Annotated in this window: 16 protein-coding genes and 2 tRNA genes; 14 read left to right on the top strand and 4 right to left on the bottom strand. The window is 68.5% G+C overall.

Translation table 11 applies throughout. The annotated features are described in order from the left end of the window. The first annotated feature begins 50 nt into the window (after positions 1-50). From pncB to ABID77_RS07705, 5 genes are read left to right on the top strand one after another with little or no spacing between them, the layout of a single operon-like run. Positions 51-1,301, top strand: coding sequence for a nicotinate phosphoribosyltransferase (pncB, locus tag ABID77_RS07725; RefSeq protein WP_429593141.1), 1,251 nt, complete (start codon positions 51-53; stop codon positions 1,299-1,301). Further along, positions 1,301-2,689, top strand: coding sequence for a sodium:proton antiporter (locus ABID77_RS07720; RefSeq protein ID WP_429593138.1), 1,389 nt, complete (start codon positions 1,301-1,303; stop codon positions 2,687-2,689). Before pncB ends, ABID77_RS07720 begins: the two co-directional genes overlap by 1 nt. A gap of 46 nt (positions 2,690-2,735) precedes the next feature. After that, a complete protein-coding gene (locus ABID77_RS07715) occupies positions 2,736-3,755 on the top strand; it encodes a 2-hydroxyacid dehydrogenase (RefSeq protein ID WP_429593135.1) in 1,020 nt (339 codons plus the stop codon). A gap of 43 nt (positions 3,756-3,798) precedes the next feature. Next, positions 3,799-5,181, top strand: a complete 1,383-nt coding sequence (locus tag ABID77_RS07710; RefSeq protein WP_429593365.1) for a DNA recombination protein RmuC — start codon at positions 3,799-3,801, stop codon at positions 5,179-5,181. Positions 5,182-5,231: 50 nt separating this feature from the next. Then, positions 5,232-6,386, top strand: a complete 1,155-nt coding sequence (locus tag ABID77_RS07705; protein WP_429593362.1) for an MFS transporter — start codon at positions 5,232-5,234, stop codon at positions 6,384-6,386. Here the strand turns inward: ABID77_RS07705 and ABID77_RS07700 are convergent. The 4 genes from ABID77_RS07700 to ABID77_RS07685 form a co-directional block, all read right to left on the bottom strand. Beyond that, positions 6,374-7,240: a TIGR00730 family Rossman fold protein gene (locus ABID77_RS07700; protein ID WP_429593132.1), complete on the bottom strand. Its 867-nt coding sequence runs from the start codon at positions 7,238-7,240 to the stop codon at positions 6,374-6,376. The two genes, ABID77_RS07705 and ABID77_RS07700, sit on opposite strands and share 13 nt — an antisense overlap. A 100-nt stretch (positions 7,241-7,340) precedes the next feature. Then, positions 7,341-7,895: an elongation factor P gene (gene efp / locus ABID77_RS07695; protein WP_429593129.1), complete on the bottom strand. Its 555-nt coding sequence runs from the start codon at positions 7,893-7,895 to the stop codon at positions 7,341-7,343. 209 nt (positions 7,896-8,104) lie between these two features. Continuing rightward, on the bottom strand, positions 8,105-9,304 hold the full coding sequence (earP, locus tag ABID77_RS07690) for an elongation factor P maturation arginine rhamnosyltransferase EarP (protein ID WP_429593126.1): 1,200 nt from the start codon (positions 9,302-9,304) through the stop codon (positions 8,105-8,107). A gap of 95 nt (positions 9,305-9,399) precedes the next feature. Next, a complete protein-coding gene (locus ABID77_RS07685; RefSeq protein WP_429593123.1) occupies positions 9,400-11,376 on the bottom strand; it encodes a gamma-glutamyltransferase family protein in 1,977 nt (658 codons plus the stop codon). Positions 11,377-11,514: 138 nt separating this feature from the next. Here ABID77_RS07685 and uvrC point away from each other — a divergent pair, with 138 nt between their 5' ends. The 9 genes from uvrC to ABID77_RS07640 all read left to right on the top strand — a co-directional run bounded on the left by uvrC (position 11,515) and on the right by ABID77_RS07640 (position 19,710). Next, a complete protein-coding gene (gene uvrC, locus ABID77_RS07680) occupies positions 11,515-13,467 on the top strand; it encodes an excinuclease ABC subunit UvrC (RefSeq protein WP_429593120.1) in 1,953 nt (650 codons plus the stop codon). Positions 13,468-13,514: 47 nt separating this feature from the next. Next, a complete protein-coding gene (gene pgsA / locus ABID77_RS07675; RefSeq protein WP_429593117.1) occupies positions 13,515-14,081 on the top strand; it encodes a CDP-diacylglycerol--glycerol-3-phosphate 3-phosphatidyltransferase in 567 nt (188 codons plus the stop codon). A 242-nt stretch (positions 14,082-14,323) separates the two neighbouring features. Continuing rightward, a complete protein-coding gene (locus ABID77_RS07670; RefSeq protein WP_215247508.1) occupies positions 14,324-14,596 on the top strand; it encodes an HU family DNA-binding protein in 273 nt (90 codons plus the stop codon). A 15-nt stretch (positions 14,597-14,611) separates the two neighbouring features. Beyond that, positions 14,612-14,687: transfer RNA gene (locus ABID77_RS07665), tRNA-Val, on the top strand. A gap of 74 nt (positions 14,688-14,761) precedes the next feature. Further along, positions 14,762-16,660, top strand: a complete 1,899-nt coding sequence (locus ABID77_RS07660) for a SurA N-terminal domain-containing protein (protein ID WP_429593114.1) — start codon at positions 14,762-14,764, stop codon at positions 16,658-16,660. A gap of 45 nt (positions 16,661-16,705) precedes the next feature. Continuing rightward, positions 16,706-16,781: transfer RNA gene (locus ABID77_RS07655), tRNA-His, on the top strand. Positions 16,782-17,957: 1,176 nt separating this feature from the next. Further along, complete coding sequence (locus tag ABID77_RS07650; protein ID WP_429593111.1) at positions 17,958-18,509, top strand: hypothetical protein; 552 nt, start codon at positions 17,958-17,960, stop codon at positions 18,507-18,509. After that, positions 18,509-19,312: a hypothetical protein gene (locus ABID77_RS07645; RefSeq protein WP_429593108.1), complete on the top strand. Its 804-nt coding sequence runs from the start codon at positions 18,509-18,511 to the stop codon at positions 19,310-19,312. Before ABID77_RS07650 ends, ABID77_RS07645 begins: the two co-directional genes overlap by 1 nt. A gap of 128 nt (positions 19,313-19,440) precedes the next feature. Beyond that, on the top strand, positions 19,441-19,710 hold the full coding sequence (locus ABID77_RS07640) for a GlsB/YeaQ/YmgE family stress response membrane protein (RefSeq protein ID WP_429593359.1): 270 nt from the start codon (positions 19,441-19,443) through the stop codon (positions 19,708-19,710). Positions 19,711-20,062: the final 352 nt, after the last annotated feature.

Genomic DNA, 20,062 nt, shown 5'->3' with positions numbered 1-20,062 from the left:
GCAAGGACGACGAGACGTCCGCGATTCCTCCCCAGCCTGCGCACCGCACCATGATCATCCAGAGCCTGCTCGACACCGACCTCTACAAGTTCACGATGATGCAGGTCGTGCTGCACCACTTCCCCGGCGCACGCGTCGAGTACCGCTTCAAGTGCCGCAATCCCGGGGTCGACCTCGCGCGCTTCGCCGACGAGATCCGTGCCGAGGTGCGCCATCTCTGTTCGCTGCAGTTCACGGACACCGAACTCGCCTACCTGAGTTCGATGCGCTTCATCAAGAGCGACTTCGTCGATTTCCTCGGCCTGTTCCGGCTCAACGAGAAGTACATCCGCATCGTTCCGCAGCCATCGGGCGAACTGGAGATCGGCATCGAAGGGCCGTGGCTGCACACGATCCTGTTCGAGATCCCGGTGCTGGCGATCGTCAACGAGGTCTACTTCCGCAACACGCAGCCGAATCCCGATTTCGCCGAGGGCCGGCGCCGGCTGGAGACCAAGATCGGCCAGCTCCAGGCGGCCGGGCTGTCGGACCTGAAGATCGCCGACTACGGCACGCGCCGCCGCTTCGCCAAGGGCTGGCACGAGGAGGTGCTGCAGACGCTCACCGCGCGCCTGGGCGTGGTCGCGGCGCCGGCGCCGCCGCCGACCTCGGTGCCGGTGCAGATCCCGGTGCCCACGCCGGCGACCGGCCGCGCGGCGCAGCTCGCGGGCACGAGCAACGTGCTGTTCGCGATGAAGCTCGGCCTCATCCCGCTGGGCACCATGGCGCACGAGTACCTGCAGGCCTGCCAGGCGCTCGGCCCGCGCCTGCGCGACAGCCAGATCTTCGGTTTCGAGTCGTGGGCGCGCGAATACCGGGGCGACCTCGGCATCGCGCTGTCGGACGTCTACGGCATGACCGCCTTCCTGCGCGACTTCGACCTCTACTTCTGCAAGCTCTTCGACGGCGCGCGGCACGACAGCGGCGATCCGTTCCAGTGGGGCGAGCGCATGCTGGCGCACTACGTCGCCAACCGTGTCGACCCGCGCACCAAGACCCTGATCTTCAGCGACGGCCTGACAGTGCCGCGCACCATCGAGCTCTATCACCAGTTCCGCGGCCGCTGCCAGCTGGCGTTCGGCATCGGCACCAACCTCACCAACGACCTCGGCTGCGAGCCGCTGCAGATCGTCATCAAGATGCTGCGCTGCAACGGCCAGCCGGTGGCCAAGCTCTCGGACACGCCCTCGAAGAACATGTGCGACGACGAGCGCTACCTCGGCTACCTGCGCCAGGTCTTCCAGATCGAGCAGCCGGCCTGATGGCAGGAGGACACGCGGCGGTGCTCGACGGCGGCGCGCTGTCGCCGCTGTGGGGCGTGCCCTTCGCCGGGCTGCTGCTGTCGATCGCGCTGGTGCCGCTGTTCGCGCCGGCCTTCTGGCACCGCCACGACGGCAAGGTCGCGCTGGCCTGGGCGCTGGCCTTCATGGTGCCGTTCACGGTCGTCTTCGGCGCGCCGATGGCGATCGGGCAGCTCGTCCACGCGGCCGTCGCCGAGTACGTCCCCTTCATCGTCCTGCTCACGGCGCTGTTCACGGTGGCCGGCGGCATCCACGTGAGCGGCAACCTGCGCGGTTCGCCGGGGCTCAACGTGGCGATCCTGGCCCTCGGCGCGGTGCTGGCGAGCGTGATGGGCACCACCGGCGCCTCGATGCTGCTGATCCGCCCGCTGATCCGCGCCAACGACGACCGCGTCCGCCAGGCCCACGTGGTGGTGTTCTTCATCTTCATCGTCTCCAACGTCGGCGGCGCGCTCACGCCCTTGGGCGACCCGCCGCTGTTCCTGGGTTTCCTCAAAGGCGTCGACTTCTTCTGGACCGCGCGCCATCTGCTGCCGGCGACCCTATGCCTCGTGGGCGCGCTGCTGGCGCTGTTCTGGGTCGTCGATCGGCGCCTCTTCGCGATCGATGGCGTGCGACCGGTCGACCCGACGCCCGACACGGTGGCGCCGGCCGTCGCCGCCGGCCGGTGGCCGATCGGCATCGACGGCGCGCACAACCTCTGGCTGCTGGCCGGCGTGATCGGTCTGGTGCTGATGAGCGGCACCTGGAAGTCGCCGGTCGCATTCGACGTCATGGGCACGCCGGTCGGCCTGCCGGGCCTGCTGCGCGACCTGGGCCTGGTCGCGCTGACGGTGCTGTCGCTGGTGCTGACGCCGCGCCGCGTGCATGCGGCCAACCGGTTCGGCTGGGCACCGATGGCCGAGGTGGCGACGCTGTTCGCCGGCATCTTCCTGACCATCGTGCCGGTCATCGCCATGCTCAAGGCCGGCGCGGCCGGACCGTTCGGCGCCGTGGTGTCGGCCGTCACGCGCGCCGACGGCCAGCCCGATCCGGCGATGTACTTCTGGGCCACGGGCCTGCTGAGTTCGTTCCTCGACAACGCGCCGACCTACCTGGTCTTCTTCAACACCGCCGGCGGCGACGCGGCCACGCTCATGACCACGCACGCCGCCACGCTGGCCGCGATCTCCGCCGGCGCCGTGTTCATGGGCGCCAACACCTACATCGGCAACGCGCCCAACCTCATGGTCAAGGCCATCGCCGAGAGCCGGGGCGTGCGCATGCCGGGCTTCTTCGGCTTCATGGCGTGGTCGGGCGTCTGCCTGATCCCGCTGTTCGTCCTCGTCACCTTCCTTTTCATCCGCTGAGCCGGTCGGCCGGCTCCTTCGTCAACCTGACCCTCCACCCACAGCCATGTCCAACGCAGCCACCCCCCAACGCCCCCGCATCCTCGTCACGCGCGCCGTGTTCCCCGAGGTCGTCGCCAGGCTCGAACGGCACTTCGACGTCGAGTCCAACCCCGACGACGCCGACTGGTCGCGCGACGACCTGATCGCCCGGCTGCAGGGCTGCCAGGGCGCCTTCACCACCGGCAGCGTGAAGATCGACGAGCCGCTGCTCGCGGCCTGCCCGGACCTGAGGATCTGCGCCAACATGGCCGTGGGCTACAACAACTTCGACGTCGACGCCATGGCGCGCCACGGCGTCACCGCCACCAATACGCCCGACGTGCTGACCGAGACCACCGCCGACTTCGGCTTCGCCCTGCTGATGGCGACCGCGCGCCGCCTCACCGAGAGCGAGCATTTCCTGCGCCGGGGCGAGTGGAAGAAGTGGAGCTACGACATGTTCGCCGGCTCCGACATCCACGGCGCGACGCTCGGCATCCTGGGCATGGGCCGCATCGGGCAGGGCATCGCGCGGCGCGGCGCGCTCGGCTTCGGCATGAAGGTGATCTATCACAACCGTTCGCGCCTGCCGGCGGAGGTCGAGGCCGAACTGGGCGCGCGCTACGTGGACAAGGACGAACTGCTGGCCCAGGCCGACCACCTGGTGCTGGTGCTGCCGTACTCGGCCTCGTCGCACCACGCCATCGGCGCGGCCGAGCTGGCGCGCATGAAGCCGACCGCGACGCTGGTCAACCTCGCGCGCGGCGGCATCGTCGACGACGCGGCATTGGCCGAGGCCCTGCGCGCGCGCACCATCTCGGCCGCCGGGCTGGACGTGTTCGAGGGCGAGCCCTCGGTGCATCCGGCCTTGCTCACGGTGCCCAACGTCGTGCTGACGCCGCACATCGCCAGCGCCTCGATCCCCACGCGCCGCGCGATGGCCGATCTGGCGGCCGACAACCTGATCTCCTTCCTCGAAGGTCGGGGCGCGCTCACGCCCGTGCAGCCGACCCCGGCGCCCGCGGGCACGGGCGCGGCACGCTGACGTGGAGGCGTCCACCGCCGCCACCGCCGCCGCCGGGTCCGGCATCGGCCTCTGGCTGCTCGCCGGCCTCGCGCTCCTGAACCTGGGCGTGCTGGTCGCGCTGTTCCTGCGCCGGCCGCCCAAGCCCGTGCCGCCGGACGACGCGCTGTCCGACCAGGTGGTCGACGCGCTGGCTGCCTCCAGCGAGCGCACCGAGCGCTCGCTGCGCCACGAGATCGCCGAGTCGGCGCGCGGCACGCGGCAGGAACTCGGCCACCACCTCGCGAGCTTCCAGGCCGCGCTGGTGCAGCAGGGCGCCGAATCCACCCGCACGCAGAACGCGCAGATCGACGCCTTCGCGCAGCAGCTCGCGCTGATGCAGAAGTCGCTGGCCGACACGCTGCACACGCAGCTCCAGGGCCTGTCGGAGTCGAACGCGCGGCGTCTGGCGGAGGTGCGCTCGACCATGGAGACCCAGCTCGCGCAGCTGCAGCAGACCAATTCCGCCAAGCTCGACGAGATGCGCCGCACCGTCGACGAGAAGCTCCAGAGCACGCTGGAGGCGCGCATCGGCGAGAGCTTCCGGCAGGTGGCCGACCGCCTCGACCAGGTCCACAAGGGCCTGGGCGAGATGCAGAGCCTGGCCGTCGGCGTGGGCAGCCTGCAGCGCGTGCTGACCAACGTGAAGACGCGCGGCATCTTCGGCGAGGTGCAGCTGGAAGCCCTGCTCGAGCAGGTGCTCACGACCGAGCAGTACGCGCGCCAGGTCGAGACACGCCCGCGCAGCGGCCAGCGCGTCGACTTCGCGGTGCGCTTCCCCGGCCGCAGCGCCGACGGCGCGCCGGTGTGGCTGCCCATCGACGCCAAGTTCCCGCGCGACGACTACGAACGCCTGATCGAGGCCCACGAGCGCGCCGACGCGGTGGCGGTCGAGCTGGCCGGCAAGGCGCTGGAGGCGCGCATCCGCGCCGAGGCCAGGTCCATCGCCGACAACTACCTCTGCGCGCCGCACACCACCGACTTCGCGATCCTGTTCCTGCCGGTGGAGAGCCTCTACGCCGAGGTGCTGCGCCGCCCCGGCCTGATGGACGCCGTGCAGCGCCAGCACCGCGTGACGTTGGCCGGCCCGACCACGCTGCTGGCCATGCTCAACAGCCTGCACATGGGCTTCCGCACATTGGCGCTGGAGCAGCAGGCCTCGGAGGTCTGGAAGACGCTGGGCGCGGTCAAGACCGAGTTCGAGCGCTTCGGCGACTGGGTGGCGCGCATCAAGGAGCAGGTCGCCAAGGCCTCGGACACGCTGGACAAGGCCGACATGCGCGCGCGCCAGATGCGCCGCGTGCTCAAGGGCGTCGAGGCGCTGCCCGAGCTGCAGTCGCAGGCCCTGCTGCCAGTGGGCGAGGGCGACGCCGATGCCGACGAGCGCGAGGGCGCGCGCGCGCCGTGACGCCCGAGCTGCTCCGGCTGATCGCCGCGCAGGTCTGCCTGCACGCCGCCATGACCGGCACGCGCCTGGCCGCGCCGTTGCTGGCGCTGCAGCAGGGCCACAGCGCGGCGGCGGTGGGCGTGCTGCTGGCGCTGTTCGCGCTGACGCAGGTGTTCCTGGCGCTGCCGGCCGGCCGCTATGCCGACCGCCACGGGCTGCGGCGGCCGCTGGCCATCGCGGTGACGTCGGCCGTGCTGGGCGCCGCGCTGGCGGCGGCGTTGCCGGTCTTTCCGGTGCTGTGCCTGGCGGCGCTGCTGACCGGCGGGGCCACCGGCATCGCCGTGATCGCGTTGCAGCGCCACGTCGGGCGGGTGGCGCAGAACCCGACGCAGCTGCGCCAAGTCTTCAGCTGGCTGGCGATCTCGCCGGCGGCGGCCAACTTCGTCGGGCCGTTCGCCGCCGGCCTGCTGATCGACCACGCGGGCCGCGCGCCGGCGGACCTGCCGGGTTTCCGCATCGCCTTCGGCGTGCTGGCGCTGCTGCCGCTGGCCTGCTGGCTGCTCGCGCGCGGTACGCGCGAGCGTCCGAGCCCGCGCCCGCCGCCGGGCTCGCCCAAGCCGCGCGCGCTCGACCTGCTGGGCCAACCGATGTTCCGCCGCCTGCTGTTCGTCAACTGGCTGCAGTCGGCCGCCTGGGACGTGCACACCTTCGTGCTGCCGATCCTCGGCCACGAGCGCGGCCTGAGCGCCTCGGTCATCGGCGCGCTGCTGGGCGCCTTCGCCATCGCCGCGGCCGGCATCCGCGTGGTGCTGCCGCTGGTGGCCTCGCGACTGAGCGAGCGGCAGGTGATCACGGCGTCCAACGTGGTGACGGCGGTGGTGTTCGCGGTCTATCCGCTGACGGGGTCGGCGCTCGGCATGGGGGTGTGCTCGGTGGTGCTGGGCATCGCGCTGGGCGCCGTGCAGCCGATGGTGATGAGCATGCTGCACCAGATCACGCCCCACGCGCGCCACGGCGAGGCGCTGGGGCTGCGCGTGCTCACGCTCAACGCGTCGAGCGTGGCCATGCCGATGCTCTTCGGCGCGGCCGGCGCACTCATCGGCGTGGCCGGGGTGTTCTGGGTCGTGGGCGGCGTGGTGGCGCTGGGCACGCGCGCGGTCGGCGGATTACGGGTGCCGCCGCCATCGGCGACCCCCGAGGCGGACTCCCGGACTCAGAGCTTGTAGAAGCGCTTGATCGCGTCCCAGGCATCGGCCGGCGCGTCGACGTACTCGAACAGCTTCACGTCCTCGGGCGAGATCACGCCTTCCTCGGCCAGGAAGTCGAAGTCGATCAGGCGCTTCCAGTAGTCCGAGCCGAACAGCACGATCGGCACCGGCTTGGCCTTGCGCGTCTGCACCAGCGTGACGACCTCGAACAGCTCGTCGAGCGTGCCGAAGCCGCCGGGAAAGGCCACCAGCGCCTTGGCCCGCATCATGAAATGCATCTTGCGGATGGCGAAGTAGTGGAACTTGAAGCTCAGCGCCGGCGTGACGTAGGGGTTGGGCTCCTCCTCCATCGGCAGCGCGATCGCCAGGCCGATGTTCAGGCCGCCGCCCTCGTGGGAGCCGCGGTTGGCCGCCTGCATGATGCCGGGGCCGCCGCCGGTGCAGATGAAGAGCTTGTCGGCGGCTTCCTTGTCGGCGCTGTACCGGGCGACGATCTTGCCGAAGGCGCGTGCCTCCTCGTAGTAGTGCGCGTTGTGCGCGAGCTTGCGCCAGCGCGCGGCGGCCTTGGCGTCGCCCGCGGCGTCGGCCTGGGCGATCAGCGCATCCGACTCTTCCTGGCTGCGGAAGCGCGCGCTGCCGAAGACCACCACCGTGTTCTGGATGCCGTGCTCGCGCATCTGCAGGTCGGGCTTCATCAGCTCGAGCTGCATGCGGATGCCGCGCGTCTCGCGGCGCAGCAGGAATTCGGGGTCGGCGAAGGCCAGGCGCGCGGGATCGTTGTCCAGCGGCAGTCCTTCGTTGGAATGGGCCTGGAGCGTGGCCCAGGCGTCGGCGAGGCGTTTGTCGTGAAGGTCGTGCGTCTTGTCGCTCATGCGGTGCTCCGTGTCGCCGCCGGTCGGGGCGGGTGCTGGGCCTGCGGGAAGGCCATGAAAAAAGGCTCCCGAGGGAGCCTTGTGGATGGTACGCAGAAGTTCAGACGCGCTTGCGGTATTCGCCCGTGCGGGTGTCGATTTCGATCTTGTCGCCCTGCGCCACGAACAGCGGCACGGGCACTTCGAAGCCGGTCGCGATCTTGGCCGGCTTGAGCACCTTGCCGGAGGTGTCGCCCTTGACGGCGGGTTCGGTCCAGGTGATCTCGCGCTCGACGCTGGTGGGCAGTTCGACCGAGATGGCCTTGCCTTCGTAGAACACCACCTCGACGGCCATGCCGTCTTCCAGGTAGTTCAGGGCGTCGCCCATGTTCTCGGCCTCGACCTCGTACTGGTTGTACTCGGTGTCCATGCAGACGTAGAGCGGGTCGGCGAAGTAGGAATAGGTGCACTCCTTCTTCTCCAGCACGATCTGGTCGATCTTGTCGTCGGCCTTGAAGACCACTTCGGTGTTGAAGTTGGCCACCAGGCTCTTCATCTTCATGCGCACGGTGGCGGAGTTGCGGCCGCCGCGGCTGTACTCGGTCTTGAGCACGACCATCGGGTCCTTGCCGTGCATGATGACGTTGCCGGCACGGATTTCTTGAGCGATTTTCATAGGTTGTCTGGCTGGTTGGCCGCGAGGCGCGGCAGGCCGGGGGCCATCGCGGCACCCGGAAGGCATCCGGGCCGAACAGCGGGCGGCACATGTTGGGGAACCCGGGATTTTAGCGGGTTTCGCGCCGACCGGCCCCTGCCGGTCGGCGTGCGCGCCCGGCGGCGGCGCTCCGCGCCCGGCCGGCGAGAGCTCGCGAGCCCCGCCGTGGATCACGCGTCGCGGGCCGTCGCGGTGAACCTCAGGAGTTGCGTGACGAGGTCGTCCTGCGCGGCCAGGCGCAGCCGCGCGGCCCGTGCCGCGGCCGCCCATTCGCCCCGCGTCGCCGCGTCGGGCCAGACGACGGACGCGTCCTCGACCCCGTTCCACGCCGCGTGGAAGCGGCGCAGCGCGGCCGGCGCGGCGACGGCGTCGAGCAGCGCCTCGAGCTTGACGTGATGGGCGTCGTCGTCCTGCGGATAGATCTGCCAGGCGAACGGCGCGCCGGCCCAGATCGCGCGCACCAGCGAATCCTCGCCGCGCACGAAGTTGAAGTCGCCGGCCCACAGCAGTTCGTCGAAGGCGGCCTGGGTCAGCAGGGGGAGGAAGGTGACGGCGAGCCGGCCCGCGACGACCTCCGTGGCCATGTCCGCCGTCGGCGCCGGACCCGGATCGGTCGTCGCCTGCGCGCCGACCTCCAGCCCCCCGCGCACCGGTGACGTGCCGACGCCCAGCGCGGGCAGCGCGGCGCGCACCGCCCGCGCGGCGCGTCCGGCGGTCACCAGCAACCGGATCGGTTCCGTGCCGCCGGCCCACGCCGCCAGCAAGGCCGGCAGCGCGCGGGGCTCGTAGCAGAACAGCGTCACCACCGACTCGCCCCGCCACGCGATGCCCTGCGCGGCCAGCCAGGCGGCGCGGTCGAAGGCACCGCGCCGCGCGGCCAGGTCGGGCTCGCGCAGCAGGCCGCCGGTCGCGGGCGTGAAGCCGGGATAGAAGAAGTGCTTCGTCAGCCCGGCGCCCGGTCCCCGGAAGACCGGCGAGGGCAGGGTGTGCAGCCGTTCGACGTAGGGCTCGGCCGAGAGGTATTCGAGGTTGATCCACGGCCGCGCGCGCCCCGAGGCCGCGATGTCCGCCGCGAAGCGCGCGACCCGTTCCGGCGCCGGATCGCAGCCGAAGGCCTCGACCAGCACGTCCGGCGCGCTCGCCGCCACGGCCGGGCGCACGGCGGCCGGGTCCGAGGCGTCGATCACCTCGACGCCCGGCTCGCCCCCGGGCGCCATCCAGGCGACCAGCGCCGGATCGTCGATCCAGAGCCGGACGGCCGCGCCGGCCCGGGCCAGTCCGCAGGCCAGGCGCCAGCAGACGCCGGCGTCGCCGTAGTTGTCGACGACCGTGCAGAACAGGTCCCAGTGCATGTGCTTGTGCGTGTGCATGGTTCGATTCTGGCTGCCGCCGATGGAAGAAGGCCCCCGCGGTCTCGATCGACGGCGGGGGCCTGCGGTGACGCCGGCGTGGCCGGGCGCGCGCGTCAGGGCGTGGACGTGTCGCCCAGCACGATGCCTTCGCGACGCGGATCGGCGCCGCCGGTCAGCACGGTGGTGCCGCCGACCTGCCGGCGGATGATCGTGCTGATGCCGCTGGACTGCGCGGCGACGGACACCGTGTGACCCAGGGCGCGCAGACCGGTGACCAGCGGATCGTCGTTGCCGTTGTTCGTCGCGTTGACGTTCGGATGCTCGCCGCCGACGTTGGTCGTCGCGCTGTTGGCGGCGCCGAAGTCGACCAGCGAGGTGGCCTGCTGGGCGTCCAGACCCCAGTCGAGCGCGCCGACCACCGTCTTCACGACGTACTGGATGATGGTGCCGCCGCCGGGCGAGCCGGTGGCCATCAGGAAGTCGCCGGGGCCGCTGCCGTTGAAGACCATCGTCGGCGCCATCGTGCTGCGCGGGCGCTTGCCCGGCGCGACGCGGTTGGCCACCGGCAGGCCGGCGCTGTCGACGGGCGAGGCGCTGAAGTCGGTCAGCTGGTTGTTGAGCATGATGCCGCGGCTCATGTGGTAGGACCCGAGCGTGGACTCGACCGTCGTCGTCATGGTCACGACGTTGCCGTCGCGGTCGACGATGCTCAGGTGCGTGGTGCCGCGCTCGACCGTGGTGTCGATGCCCTGCGGTACGGCGCCCAGGTTGCCCGCCTGCGCCACGCCCATGCTGCGGGTCGTGCTGACGAGGCTGGCGCGCGTGCGCATGTAGGCCTTGTTGAGCAGCGTGTCGGCGCTGCCGCCGGGCAGCGGCACGTAGTCGGTGTCGGCCACGTACTTGTCGCGGTCGGCATAGGCCAGGCGCTCGGCCTCGGCCACCAGATGGACGCCCTGCACGGTCGGCTTGCCGCCTTCGAGGTCGATGGCCGTGGGCGCGTTGCGCGCCATGTCGAAGTTCTCCAGGATGCCCAGCGACGACAGCACGCCGATGCCGCCGGACGACGGCGGCGACATGCTGCAGACGTAATAGGCGCGGTAGGTGGTGCAGACCGGCTCGCGGCGCACCGCCTTGTAGGCCCGCAGGTCGGCCAGCGTGGTCTTGCCGGGCGTGATGGCCGAGCCGTTGGCGCCGGTCGTGATCTGGATCTTGGCGACGATGTCGGCGGCGATCGGGCCGGTGTAGAGCGCGTCGGCGCCCTGGCTCGCGAGCGCGCGCAGCACCTCGGCATAGGCCGGGTTGGTCAGCGTGGTGCCCAGCGGCTTGGGATTGCCGGCGGCGTCGAGGAAGTAGGCGGCGGCTTCGGCGTCGTTCTTGAGGTTGGAGGCCGACGAGGCGATGGCCGCGGCCAGACGGCCGCCGATCCGGAAGCCGTTGGCCGCCAGATCGGTGCCCTGGCCGAACAGGGCGTTCCAGGGCAGGGCGCCATGGTCGCCGTGGGCCAGCTCGAGCATCCGCATCACGCCGGGCGTGCCGATGGAGCGGCCGCTCGCGCGCGCGCTGGGCACGGGCGGGTTCAGGTTGCCGGCGTCGTCGATGTAGCGCAGGTAGTTGGCCGTGGCGGCGGCCGGCGCGGTCTCGCGGCCGTCGTAGGCCTGCACCTTCTTCGTCCGCGCGTCGTAGTGCAGCATGAAGGCGCCGCCGGCCAGGCTGCTCGACTGCGGCTCGACCAGGCCCAGCACGGCCTGCACGGCGACGGCCGCGTCGACCGCGCTGCCGCCGGCCTTCAGGATGTCGCAGCCCGCCTTGGTGGCCAGCGGGTGGTTGGCGACGACCATGTAGCTCTTCGCGGTCACGAGCTTGTGGCCGACCACGTAGCCCGAGGCCGGCTCCGGCGCGGCCGGGTCGCCGGCGAGCCCGGAGCCGACCACCACGGGCGTGCTGCCGGTGGTGGTCAGGCAGCCGTTGTCAGCGACCGGCGCGACGGGGGCGTCGTCGGAGCTGCCGCCGCAGCCCGCAAGGGCCAGCGACAGCGACACGGTCAGGGCGAGGGCGGCGGGCTCGCGCCAGGTCGTCGGATGGTTTTTCATGGGCGGATGTCCGTGCATCGGAAGCGATGCGAAGTTGGAGAACGGCAGGGAGGCCGGGCAGGCGAATGCCCGGAGCGGTGCGTGCAGGAACCGCGCCAGCCGCAGGCGGCGACCCGGCCCGGACGCCACAATACCTGCATGTCCGACGTGCACTCCGATCAATTGCTCAGCGAAGTCGCGGCCCTGCCGCAGCTCCCGGGCGTCTACCGCTATTTCGACGCCGCCGGCGCCGTGCTCTACGTGGGCAAGGCGCGCAACCTCAAGCGGCGCGTGGCCAACTACTTCCAGAAGAACCACGGCGGCACGCGCATCGGCCACATGATCGGCAAGATCGCGCGCATGGAGACCACCGTGGTGCGCTCCGAGGCCGAGGCGCTGCTGCTGGAGAACAACCTCATCAAGAGCCTCAAGCCGCGCTACAACATCCTGTTTCGCGACGACAAGAGCTACCCCTACCTGAAGATCGCCTCGCACGCCTTCCCGCGCCTGGCCTACTACCGCGGCGCCACCGACCGCCGCCATCGCTACTTCGGTCCCTACCCGAGCGCCTGGGCGGTGAAGGAGTCGATCCAGCTGCTGCAGAAGGTCTTCAAGCTGCGCACCTGCGAGGACACCGTCTACGCCAACCGCACGCGGCCCTGCCTGCTCTACCAGATCAAGCGCTGCACCGCGCCGTGCGTCGGCCACGTCACGCCCGAGGCCTACGCGCAGGACGTCGCCAACGCCGAGGCCTTCCTGCTGGGCGACACGCAGGCCGTGCTGGGCCAGCTGGAGTCGCGCATGACGACGCACGCCGAGCGCCTGGAGTTCGAGCAGGCCGCCGAGCTGCGCAACCAGATGACGGCGCTGTCGCGCGTGCTGCACCAGCAGTCCATCGAGATCGCCTCCGACAAGGACGTCGACGTGCTGGCCGTGCAGGTGCAGGGCGGCCGCGCCTGCGTCAATCTGGCGATGGTGCGCGGCGGCCGGCACCTGGGCGACCGCGCCTACTTCCCGGTGCACGTCGAGGACGCCGCGCAGATGGACCACGACGAGCTCGAGGCCGAAGGCGCGGCGGCGCCGGCCTCGGTCGAGACCCGGGTGCTGGAGGCCTTCATCGCCCAGCACTACATCGACGTGCCGGTGCCCGGCATCCTGGTGCTGAGCGAGCCGGTCGGCCGCGAGCTGATCGAGGCGGTGGTGCAGCAGTCCGGCACCCGCGTCACGGCGGTGTTCCAGCCGCGCGAGCAGCGCCGCCTGTGGCTGGAGATGGCGCAGAAGAACGCCGGCCTGCAGCTCGCGCGGCTGCTGGCCGAGGAGGGCTCGCAGCAGTCGCGCACGCGCGCGCTGGTCGACGCGCTCGAACTCGCGCCGGACGACCTCGACAACTTCCGCGTCGAGTGCTTCGACATCTCGCACACCGCTGGCGAGGCGACGCAGGCCTCGTGCGTGGTGTTCGAGCACCACGCGATGCAGAACCGCGACTACCGCCGCTACAACATCGAGGGCATCACGCCGGGCGACGACTACGCCGCCATGCGCCAGGTGCTGCGCCGCCGTTACGCCAAGCTGGCCGAGGCGATGACCGCCGAGAGCGACGCCCCGCCGGCGGGCGACGCGGCCGGCGCGGGCAGCGACGCGCCCCCCGCCACCCGCGCGGCGCGCATGCCCGACCTGGTGCTGGTCGACGGCGGCAAGGGCCAGGTCTCGATGGCGCGCGAGGTGTTCGCCGAACTCGGCCTGCCGCTGTCGCTGATCGTCGGCGTCGAGAAGGGCGAGGGCCGCAAGGTCGGCCTGGAGGAGCTGGTCTTCGCCGACGGGCGCGAGAAGGTCTACCTCGGGCGCGATTCGGCGGCGCTGATGCTCGTCGCGCAGATCCGCGACGAGGCGCACCGCTTCGCCATCACCGGCATGCGCGCCAAGCGCGCCAAGGTGCGCGTGGGCGGCAGCCAGCTCGAGGACATCCCCGGCATCGGCCCGAAGCGTCGGGCGCGCCTGCTGCAGCGCTTCGGCGGCATCCGTGGCGTGGCGGCCGCCAGCGTGGAGGACATCGCCTCCGTCGAGGGCATCGCGTCGGAACTGGCCGAGGAGATCTACCGCGCACTGCATTGAGGCGCGGCGCCCCGGCCGGGTCGTCGGGCTCATGCACAATCGAGCGCATGTTCTGGACCCTTCCGACCATCATGACCTGGACGCGCATCGTCGCGATCCCCCTGATCGTCGGCGTCTTCTATCTGCCCTTTCCCGAGCCGATGCGCAACCTGACCGCCACGGTCATGTTCATCGTCTTCGCCGCCACCGACTGGCTCGACGGCTTCCTCGCGCGCAAGCTCAACCAGACGTCGGCCTTCGGCGCCTTCCTCGATCCGGTGGCGGACAAGTTCCTGGTGTGCGCCTCGCTGCTGGTGCTGGTGCATCTGCAGCGCACCGACGTCTTCGTCGCCCTCATCATCATCGGCCGCGAGATCGCGATCTCGGCGCTGCGCGAGTGGATGGCCCAGATCGGCGCGGGCAAGAGCGTGGCGGTGCACATGCTCGGCAAGGTCAAGACCGTGGTGCAGATGGTGGCGATCCCCTTCCTGCTCTACGAAGGCACGCTCTTCGGCGCGATCGACACCGGCCTCTGGGGCCGGTGGCTGATCTGGGTCTCGGCCGTGCTCACGGTCTGGTCGATGATCTATTACCTGCAGAAGGCCATTCCCGAGATCCGGGCCCGGACCCGCTGACTTCCGCGGCAGCCGCCGATGCGCGGGCCGAGGGTGCCGAAGCCCCTAGAATCGCCCCCTTCGCCAAGGGATAGAGCGGCAGGAGCCGTGTTGACACCCCGCAGCCCCCTGGTTGTAATCGTCGTCGCCGGTGGCGCGCCACCCGCGCATCGAAACCACCTTCCTCAGGCCGGATCGCCCGTCCACCACGACCGCGAACCTGCAGCCGACGACCATCGTCCACCTTTTCCAACGAGGCCCTCGTGAACAAGACCGAACTGATTGAGCACATCGCAAAGAACGCCGACATCTCGAAAGCCGCCGCCACCCGCGCACTGGAATCCACCATCGGCGCCGTTCGCACCACGCTCAAGAAAGGCGGCTCGGTGTCGCTGGTCGGTTTCGGAACGTTCGCAGTCGGAAAACGCGCCGCACGCACCGGCCGCAATCCACGCACCGGCGAGGCGATTAAGATCAAGGCCGCCAAGATTCCGAAGTTCCGGCCCGGCAAGGCCCTGAAGGACGCGTTGAACTGAGGCGCAGTTTCTCGGGGGTGCTTAGCTCAGTTGGTAGAGCGGCGCCTTTACACGGCGTAGGTCGGGGGTTCGAGCCCCTCAGCACCCACCACCCCGGCCAAGAAGGCGAACGCGACGTTCGCCTTTTTTGTTGGCTCCCGGCACCGTCACAGAGAGTGTTCAAGCATGTTTGAGTTCTTCCGCAAGTACAACAAGATCGTCATGGGATTCTTGTTCTTGTTGATCATCCCGTCGTTCGTGCTGTTCGGCGTCGACCGCTACGACGGCGACCAGAAGGGCGAGAAGGTGGCCCGCGTCGACGGCCACGACATCACGCGGCCCCAGTGGGACGCCCAGCACCGCAACGAGGTCGACCGCATCCGCCAGCAGATGACCAATGTCGACCCGGCGCTGCTCGACTCCGACGCCTCGCGCTACGCGACGCTCGAGCGCATGGTGCGCGACCGCGTGCTGGCCGCCGCCGCCGAGAAGGCGCACATGGCGGTGTCCGAGGAGCGGCTCGCGCGCCTGTTCGCCGAGGACACCGGCCTGGCCTCGTTCCGCACCGCCGACGGCAAGTTCGACCGCCAGCGCTTCATGCTCGCCACCGGCAGCACGCCCGAGCAGTACGAAGCCTCCGTGCGCGCGCAGCTGGCGACGCAGCAGGTCATGCTGGGCGTCTCGGGCACCGCGTTCGCGACGCCGGCGCAGGCGCGCCTGGCGCTCGACGCCTTCTACGATCGCCGCGAGATCCAGACCGTGCGCTTCGATCCGGCCGACTTCCGCACCAAGGTCAGCGTCGACGATGCCGCCCTCGAGACCTACTACAAGGCCCATGCCACGCAGTTCCAGGCGCCCGAACAGGCCAGCGTCGAGTACGTCGTGCTCGACATGGACGCGGTCAAGAAGAACATCGCGGTCAGCGATGCCGACCTGCGCAGCTACTACGAGCAGAACAAGGCCCGCTTCGGAACGCCCGAGGAACGCCGTGCCAGCCACATCCTGATCACCTCGCCGGCCGGCGCGCCGGCGGCCGAACGCGACAAGGCGCGCGCCCGCGCGACCGAACTCCTCGCCGAGGTCCACAAGGCGCCGGCGACCTTCGCCGCCGTCGCACGCAAGAACTCGCAGGACCCGGGCTCGGCGGAGAAGGGCGGCGACCTCGGCTTCGTCGCGCGCGGTGCCATGGTCAAGCCGTTCGAGGACGCCATGTTCGCCCTGAAGAAAGGCGACATCAGCGACGTCGTCGAGAGCGAGTTCGGCTTCCACGTCATCCAACTCGACGACATCAAGCCGAGCGTGGTGCAGCCCTTCGAGCAGGTGCGCGCCACCATCGAGAACGACATCCGCGGCCAGCAGGCAACGCAGGAGTTCGCCAAGGCGGCCGAGGCGCTGTCCGATGCCGTCTACCAGCAGCCCGACAGCCTGCAGCCCGCGGCGGACCGCCTCAAGCTCACCGTGCAGAAGGCGGCGAACGTCGCGCGCGTGCCGGCTGCCGGTGCCACCGGCGCCCTCGCCAACCGCAATTTCCTGACGGCGCTCTTCGCGCCCGAATCCCTGGAGCGCAAGCACAACACCGAGGCCGTCGAGATCGGATCCAGCCAGCTCGCCGTCGGCCGCGTCGTCCAGTATTCGCCCGCGCGCGTCGTGCCACTGGCCGAAGTGAAGGAGCAGGTGCGCAGCCAACTCGTCGCCGAGCGTGCGGCGGCCCTCGCCAAGGCCGAGGGCGAAGCCAAGCTCGCCGCCTGGAAGGCCGACGCGTCCGGCGCGCCGTTCGGTGCGGCGGTCACGGTCTCGCGGCTGGAGACCCAGTCCCAGTCGCCGGCGGTGATCGACGCCGCCCTGCGCACCGACGCTTCCAAGCTGCCGGCGCTCACCGGCGTCGACCTCGGCCAGCAGGGTTACGTCGTGCTGCGGACGGTGAAGTCGGTGCCACGCACCACACCCAGCGCCGAAACGGCCAAGCAGGAAACCGAGCAGGTCGCGCAGGCCATCTCGACAGCCGAGAACGCGGCCTACTACGACCTCCTCAAGCAGCGCTTCAAGGCGGAAATCCTGGTGCCCAAGCCCGCCGACGCCATGTAAATCGGTGACGGGGCGATTTTCGCGCTACAATCGCAGGCTCTAACGGTGGCTGTAGCTCAGCTGGTAGAGTCCCAGATTGTGATTCTGGTCGTCGTGGGTTCGAGTCCCATCAGCCACCCCAAGAACCCCATCCAAGCGGTTCAGTAAAGTTTCAAAACCATCCAAGCCCCTGAGTCATTCGAGACTCAGGGGCTTTTTTGCGTTTTCTGACGTTCGATGGGCGTGCGGGTCACGGAAACGCAGGCGAGGCCGGTGCCGTCACAAGAGCCTGCCGCCTCTTCAAAACCCGTCTTCGATGAGTTCTTCAGCATCACCTTGACGCTCTCGGCAACTTAAAGCCAGCCGAGCCAGACCGGGCCGACGAGCGCTCCGTCTGCGCCTCCATCCCTCCATCTTCGACCGCCGATCCGGCACGCCAGCCGCGGCGATGCGACTGGCAGCGCATTCATCGAATCGTCGGTTCAATCGCCCGAATTCCACCGGCCAGCGATGCCGTCGCCGACGCGATGCCTCGCGTTGCCGTCGACGTCATCGCTCGGACTTCAGGACACATCGGACGTGCCACATCGATGACTGATGCAACCGATACGCAAGTACTCGTCAGGAGTTGTGTCGTCGATCGCACGGAACCACGACGAACTTTCATTGAGTTCAAAACGCTGTATTCGTCTTGCTCGGGGGTTCCGATCTTTCAAAAGAAAGATTCGTTCAGATTAGTTGACATATTAATTTGGAAATTAAGAAGAATCCAATTGCGTTCGACGCAGGATTGCTGAAGCGTAAGAAGAAGTAATTAGAAATTATTCAACAATACAAAAAATCAAGTTTGAATAATTGTTTCAATTTGAGACGGAATGAAGGCGTGTTTTGTGATCATCGGTTCATCGCCACCGAGACCAAGGAACGCATGGCGCGGTCCGTAGAGATTTTGTGGATATGCAGAAAACACAGCTGCTTGATGGCCTCTGTGAATTCTTGGTGAAGTCATTCGAAGACCGCTTCCTCTCTTCATCCCGTGGAAGACATCTTCGACACGTTATCTCTGAGCCTTCGTGGCGAGAAGGACTCCCTGTGCAAGCAACCGTGATCGGCCCGGAATTCGACGCGTTGCTGAAGAAATGCCGGATCCGCGGTCCAGTTTCTCTCGAAGCGATTCAAGAAGATTCACCACGCCGGTCGTCGTGCGAGAGAGCGGTATCTAGACATTGAAAAACAAAAAAGAAGAGCGAAAAAGACCGTCGCCTTCGTTCGAGATGGCGGGTATTCGAACGCATCGACCGGAATTCAGGGAAATCTTTTGTCCATCTTTCAGAACACGCACATCAAATCTCAAGAGGATCATGAAATGAACAAGAAGTCGATTGTTTTGGCGATCTGCTTGTCGGTGGCCATGTCCGCCTTCGCGCAGTTCGCACCCGAGAAGGGGTCCGCCCGTGCTTCCGAGGCCGTGATTTCCAAGCCGGTCGTCGAAGTGAAGCTGGTGCAGAAGAAGGTCGTGAGCGGGGACAAAGGCGCGGAGCGTCTGGTCGATGCGGACAGCGCCAAGCCCAACGACGTCATCGAATACCAAGCCACCTACACGAACAACAGCCTGGCGACGATGAGCGCGTTCGCCGTCAACGACGCGACGCCGCAGTACACGACGTTCCAGTCGGCGGTGGCGGGCACGACGCCCGCGGCGCTGGGCAACTGCAAGAAGGCGACACCGCAGAACGTGGCGCCCGCCGCGCAGGTGGCGTGCTCGACCGTGCAGGCCACGGGTGGTTCGGGCTCGGTGCGCTGGATCTTCGACGGCGTGCTCGCCCCGAGCGCCACGGGCGACGTGCGCATGACGGTGGTGGTGGACTGATGCACAGGCAGACCCAGGTGAAAACCGGAAAGTCATGGTTCGAAGACATGCGGTGTCGGCTGCTTGCGTCGAGCCCCGCCTTCGCCGTCCTGCCAGAAGGTTCGAATGAACGCGATCAGGGCGAGATCGGGGACCGATTGCAGGACCTCTCGGCTCGCGATCGGGCGGTGCTCGCCGCGTGCATGCGCCGCAAAGGCTATGTGGACGATCTGGTCAACGCGTTCGCCAAGTTTTCTTCATTCCTGAGCATGGCACCCGGTACCACCGTGGTGGATGTCGGAGGCGGCCCTTTCACCGCCGGCTTGGCCCTCGCGAAGATGATCGGAGACGAAGCGAAATTTCGTTATTTCGGCATCGAGCAGACAGACGCGATGCGCGCGCTGGGTGCTGCGATTGCCCGGGAGGTGAAGGCGCTGAGTCATCTGGACCCCCGCACCGAAATCGATTTCCACGCATCGCTCGACGAGATGGATTTCGATCCGAAGCCGTCGGAGGAATTGATCGTTTTCGTTCTTCCCTATCTGCTTTCAGGCTCTCCGGTCGATGTGGGTGCGCTGGTCAAAGATATGGCGAAGGCCCGCAGAAGAATCGGCTGGGGAACCGCCGCGGTGCTCTATTCGAATTCCGAGAGGGTGGTTCCGAAGGCGATATTTTCGGAATTCAAGAACCGGATGGAAGACGTGGGGTTCCGCATGATCGTCAAGGACTCGGAGATCTCCTGTGAGTCCGAAGGCCTGCGGGAGACGCGCTACGCAATATTCCGTCAACTCTCCGTCGCGAACATCCCGGTCAGCAGGTCGTGAGGAAGGGCCTGTCGAACGGGGCGCGTTGGGCCGATCCGGCCTCATGGACAGGTGGCGTTGTCCTATAGGCCTTCCGTCTGTGGGGACACATGCTGACGTTCTTCCAATTTTCTCAAGGGGTAAGCAGCATGAACTTCATCATTTGGCTCGTGGTCGGTGGTCTCATCGGTTGGGTGGCGAGCAAGATCATGAACACCGACGCGCAACAGGGCATCTTCCTGAACATCGTGGTGGGCATCGTCGGTTCGATGCTCGGCGGCTGGCTCGTCGCGCCGCTGCTCGGTTCGGCGACCGTCAACCAGAACGACTTCAGCATCATGGGCCTGCTGTCCTCGCTGATCGGCGCGGTCATCCTGCTGGCGATCGTCAACTTCTTCCGTCGCGGCAAGGTGCGTTGAACGTCGGCTGAAACGGGTCGGTCGCATCGTTCGATGCGATCGGCCCGCCCAGCAAAAAGCCCCCAGGAACCGTCGCCGTCGTGGCGACATGTCCTGGGGGCTTTTTTCGTCTTGGTGCCCGAGGCCGGAATCGAACCGGCACGCCTTGCGGCGGGGGATTTTCTTACCACTTCGGCTTTCGCCGCCCCGGTGACGGGTTCGTGGTCTGGAGCACGCCTTCACCTTGGTCTTTCGACTTTAGGTGCCCGCCGTCTGCTCTCTACACCTTCCCCGGGCCTTTCGGTCCGAGGCTTGGCTCGGTATTAGCTCGGACTCGCGTCCAGGGCCTTCGCCGAGTTTGACGGGCTTCACC

It is taken from the genome of Variovorax sp. PvP013 (assembly GCF_050435945.1).
Taxonomy (GTDB): domain Bacteria; phylum Pseudomonadota; class Gammaproteobacteria; order Burkholderiales; family Burkholderiaceae_C; genus Variovorax.
The sequence above is the reverse complement of the archived record's forward strand: the minus strand, read 5'-3'. Positions and strand labels throughout refer to the sequence as shown.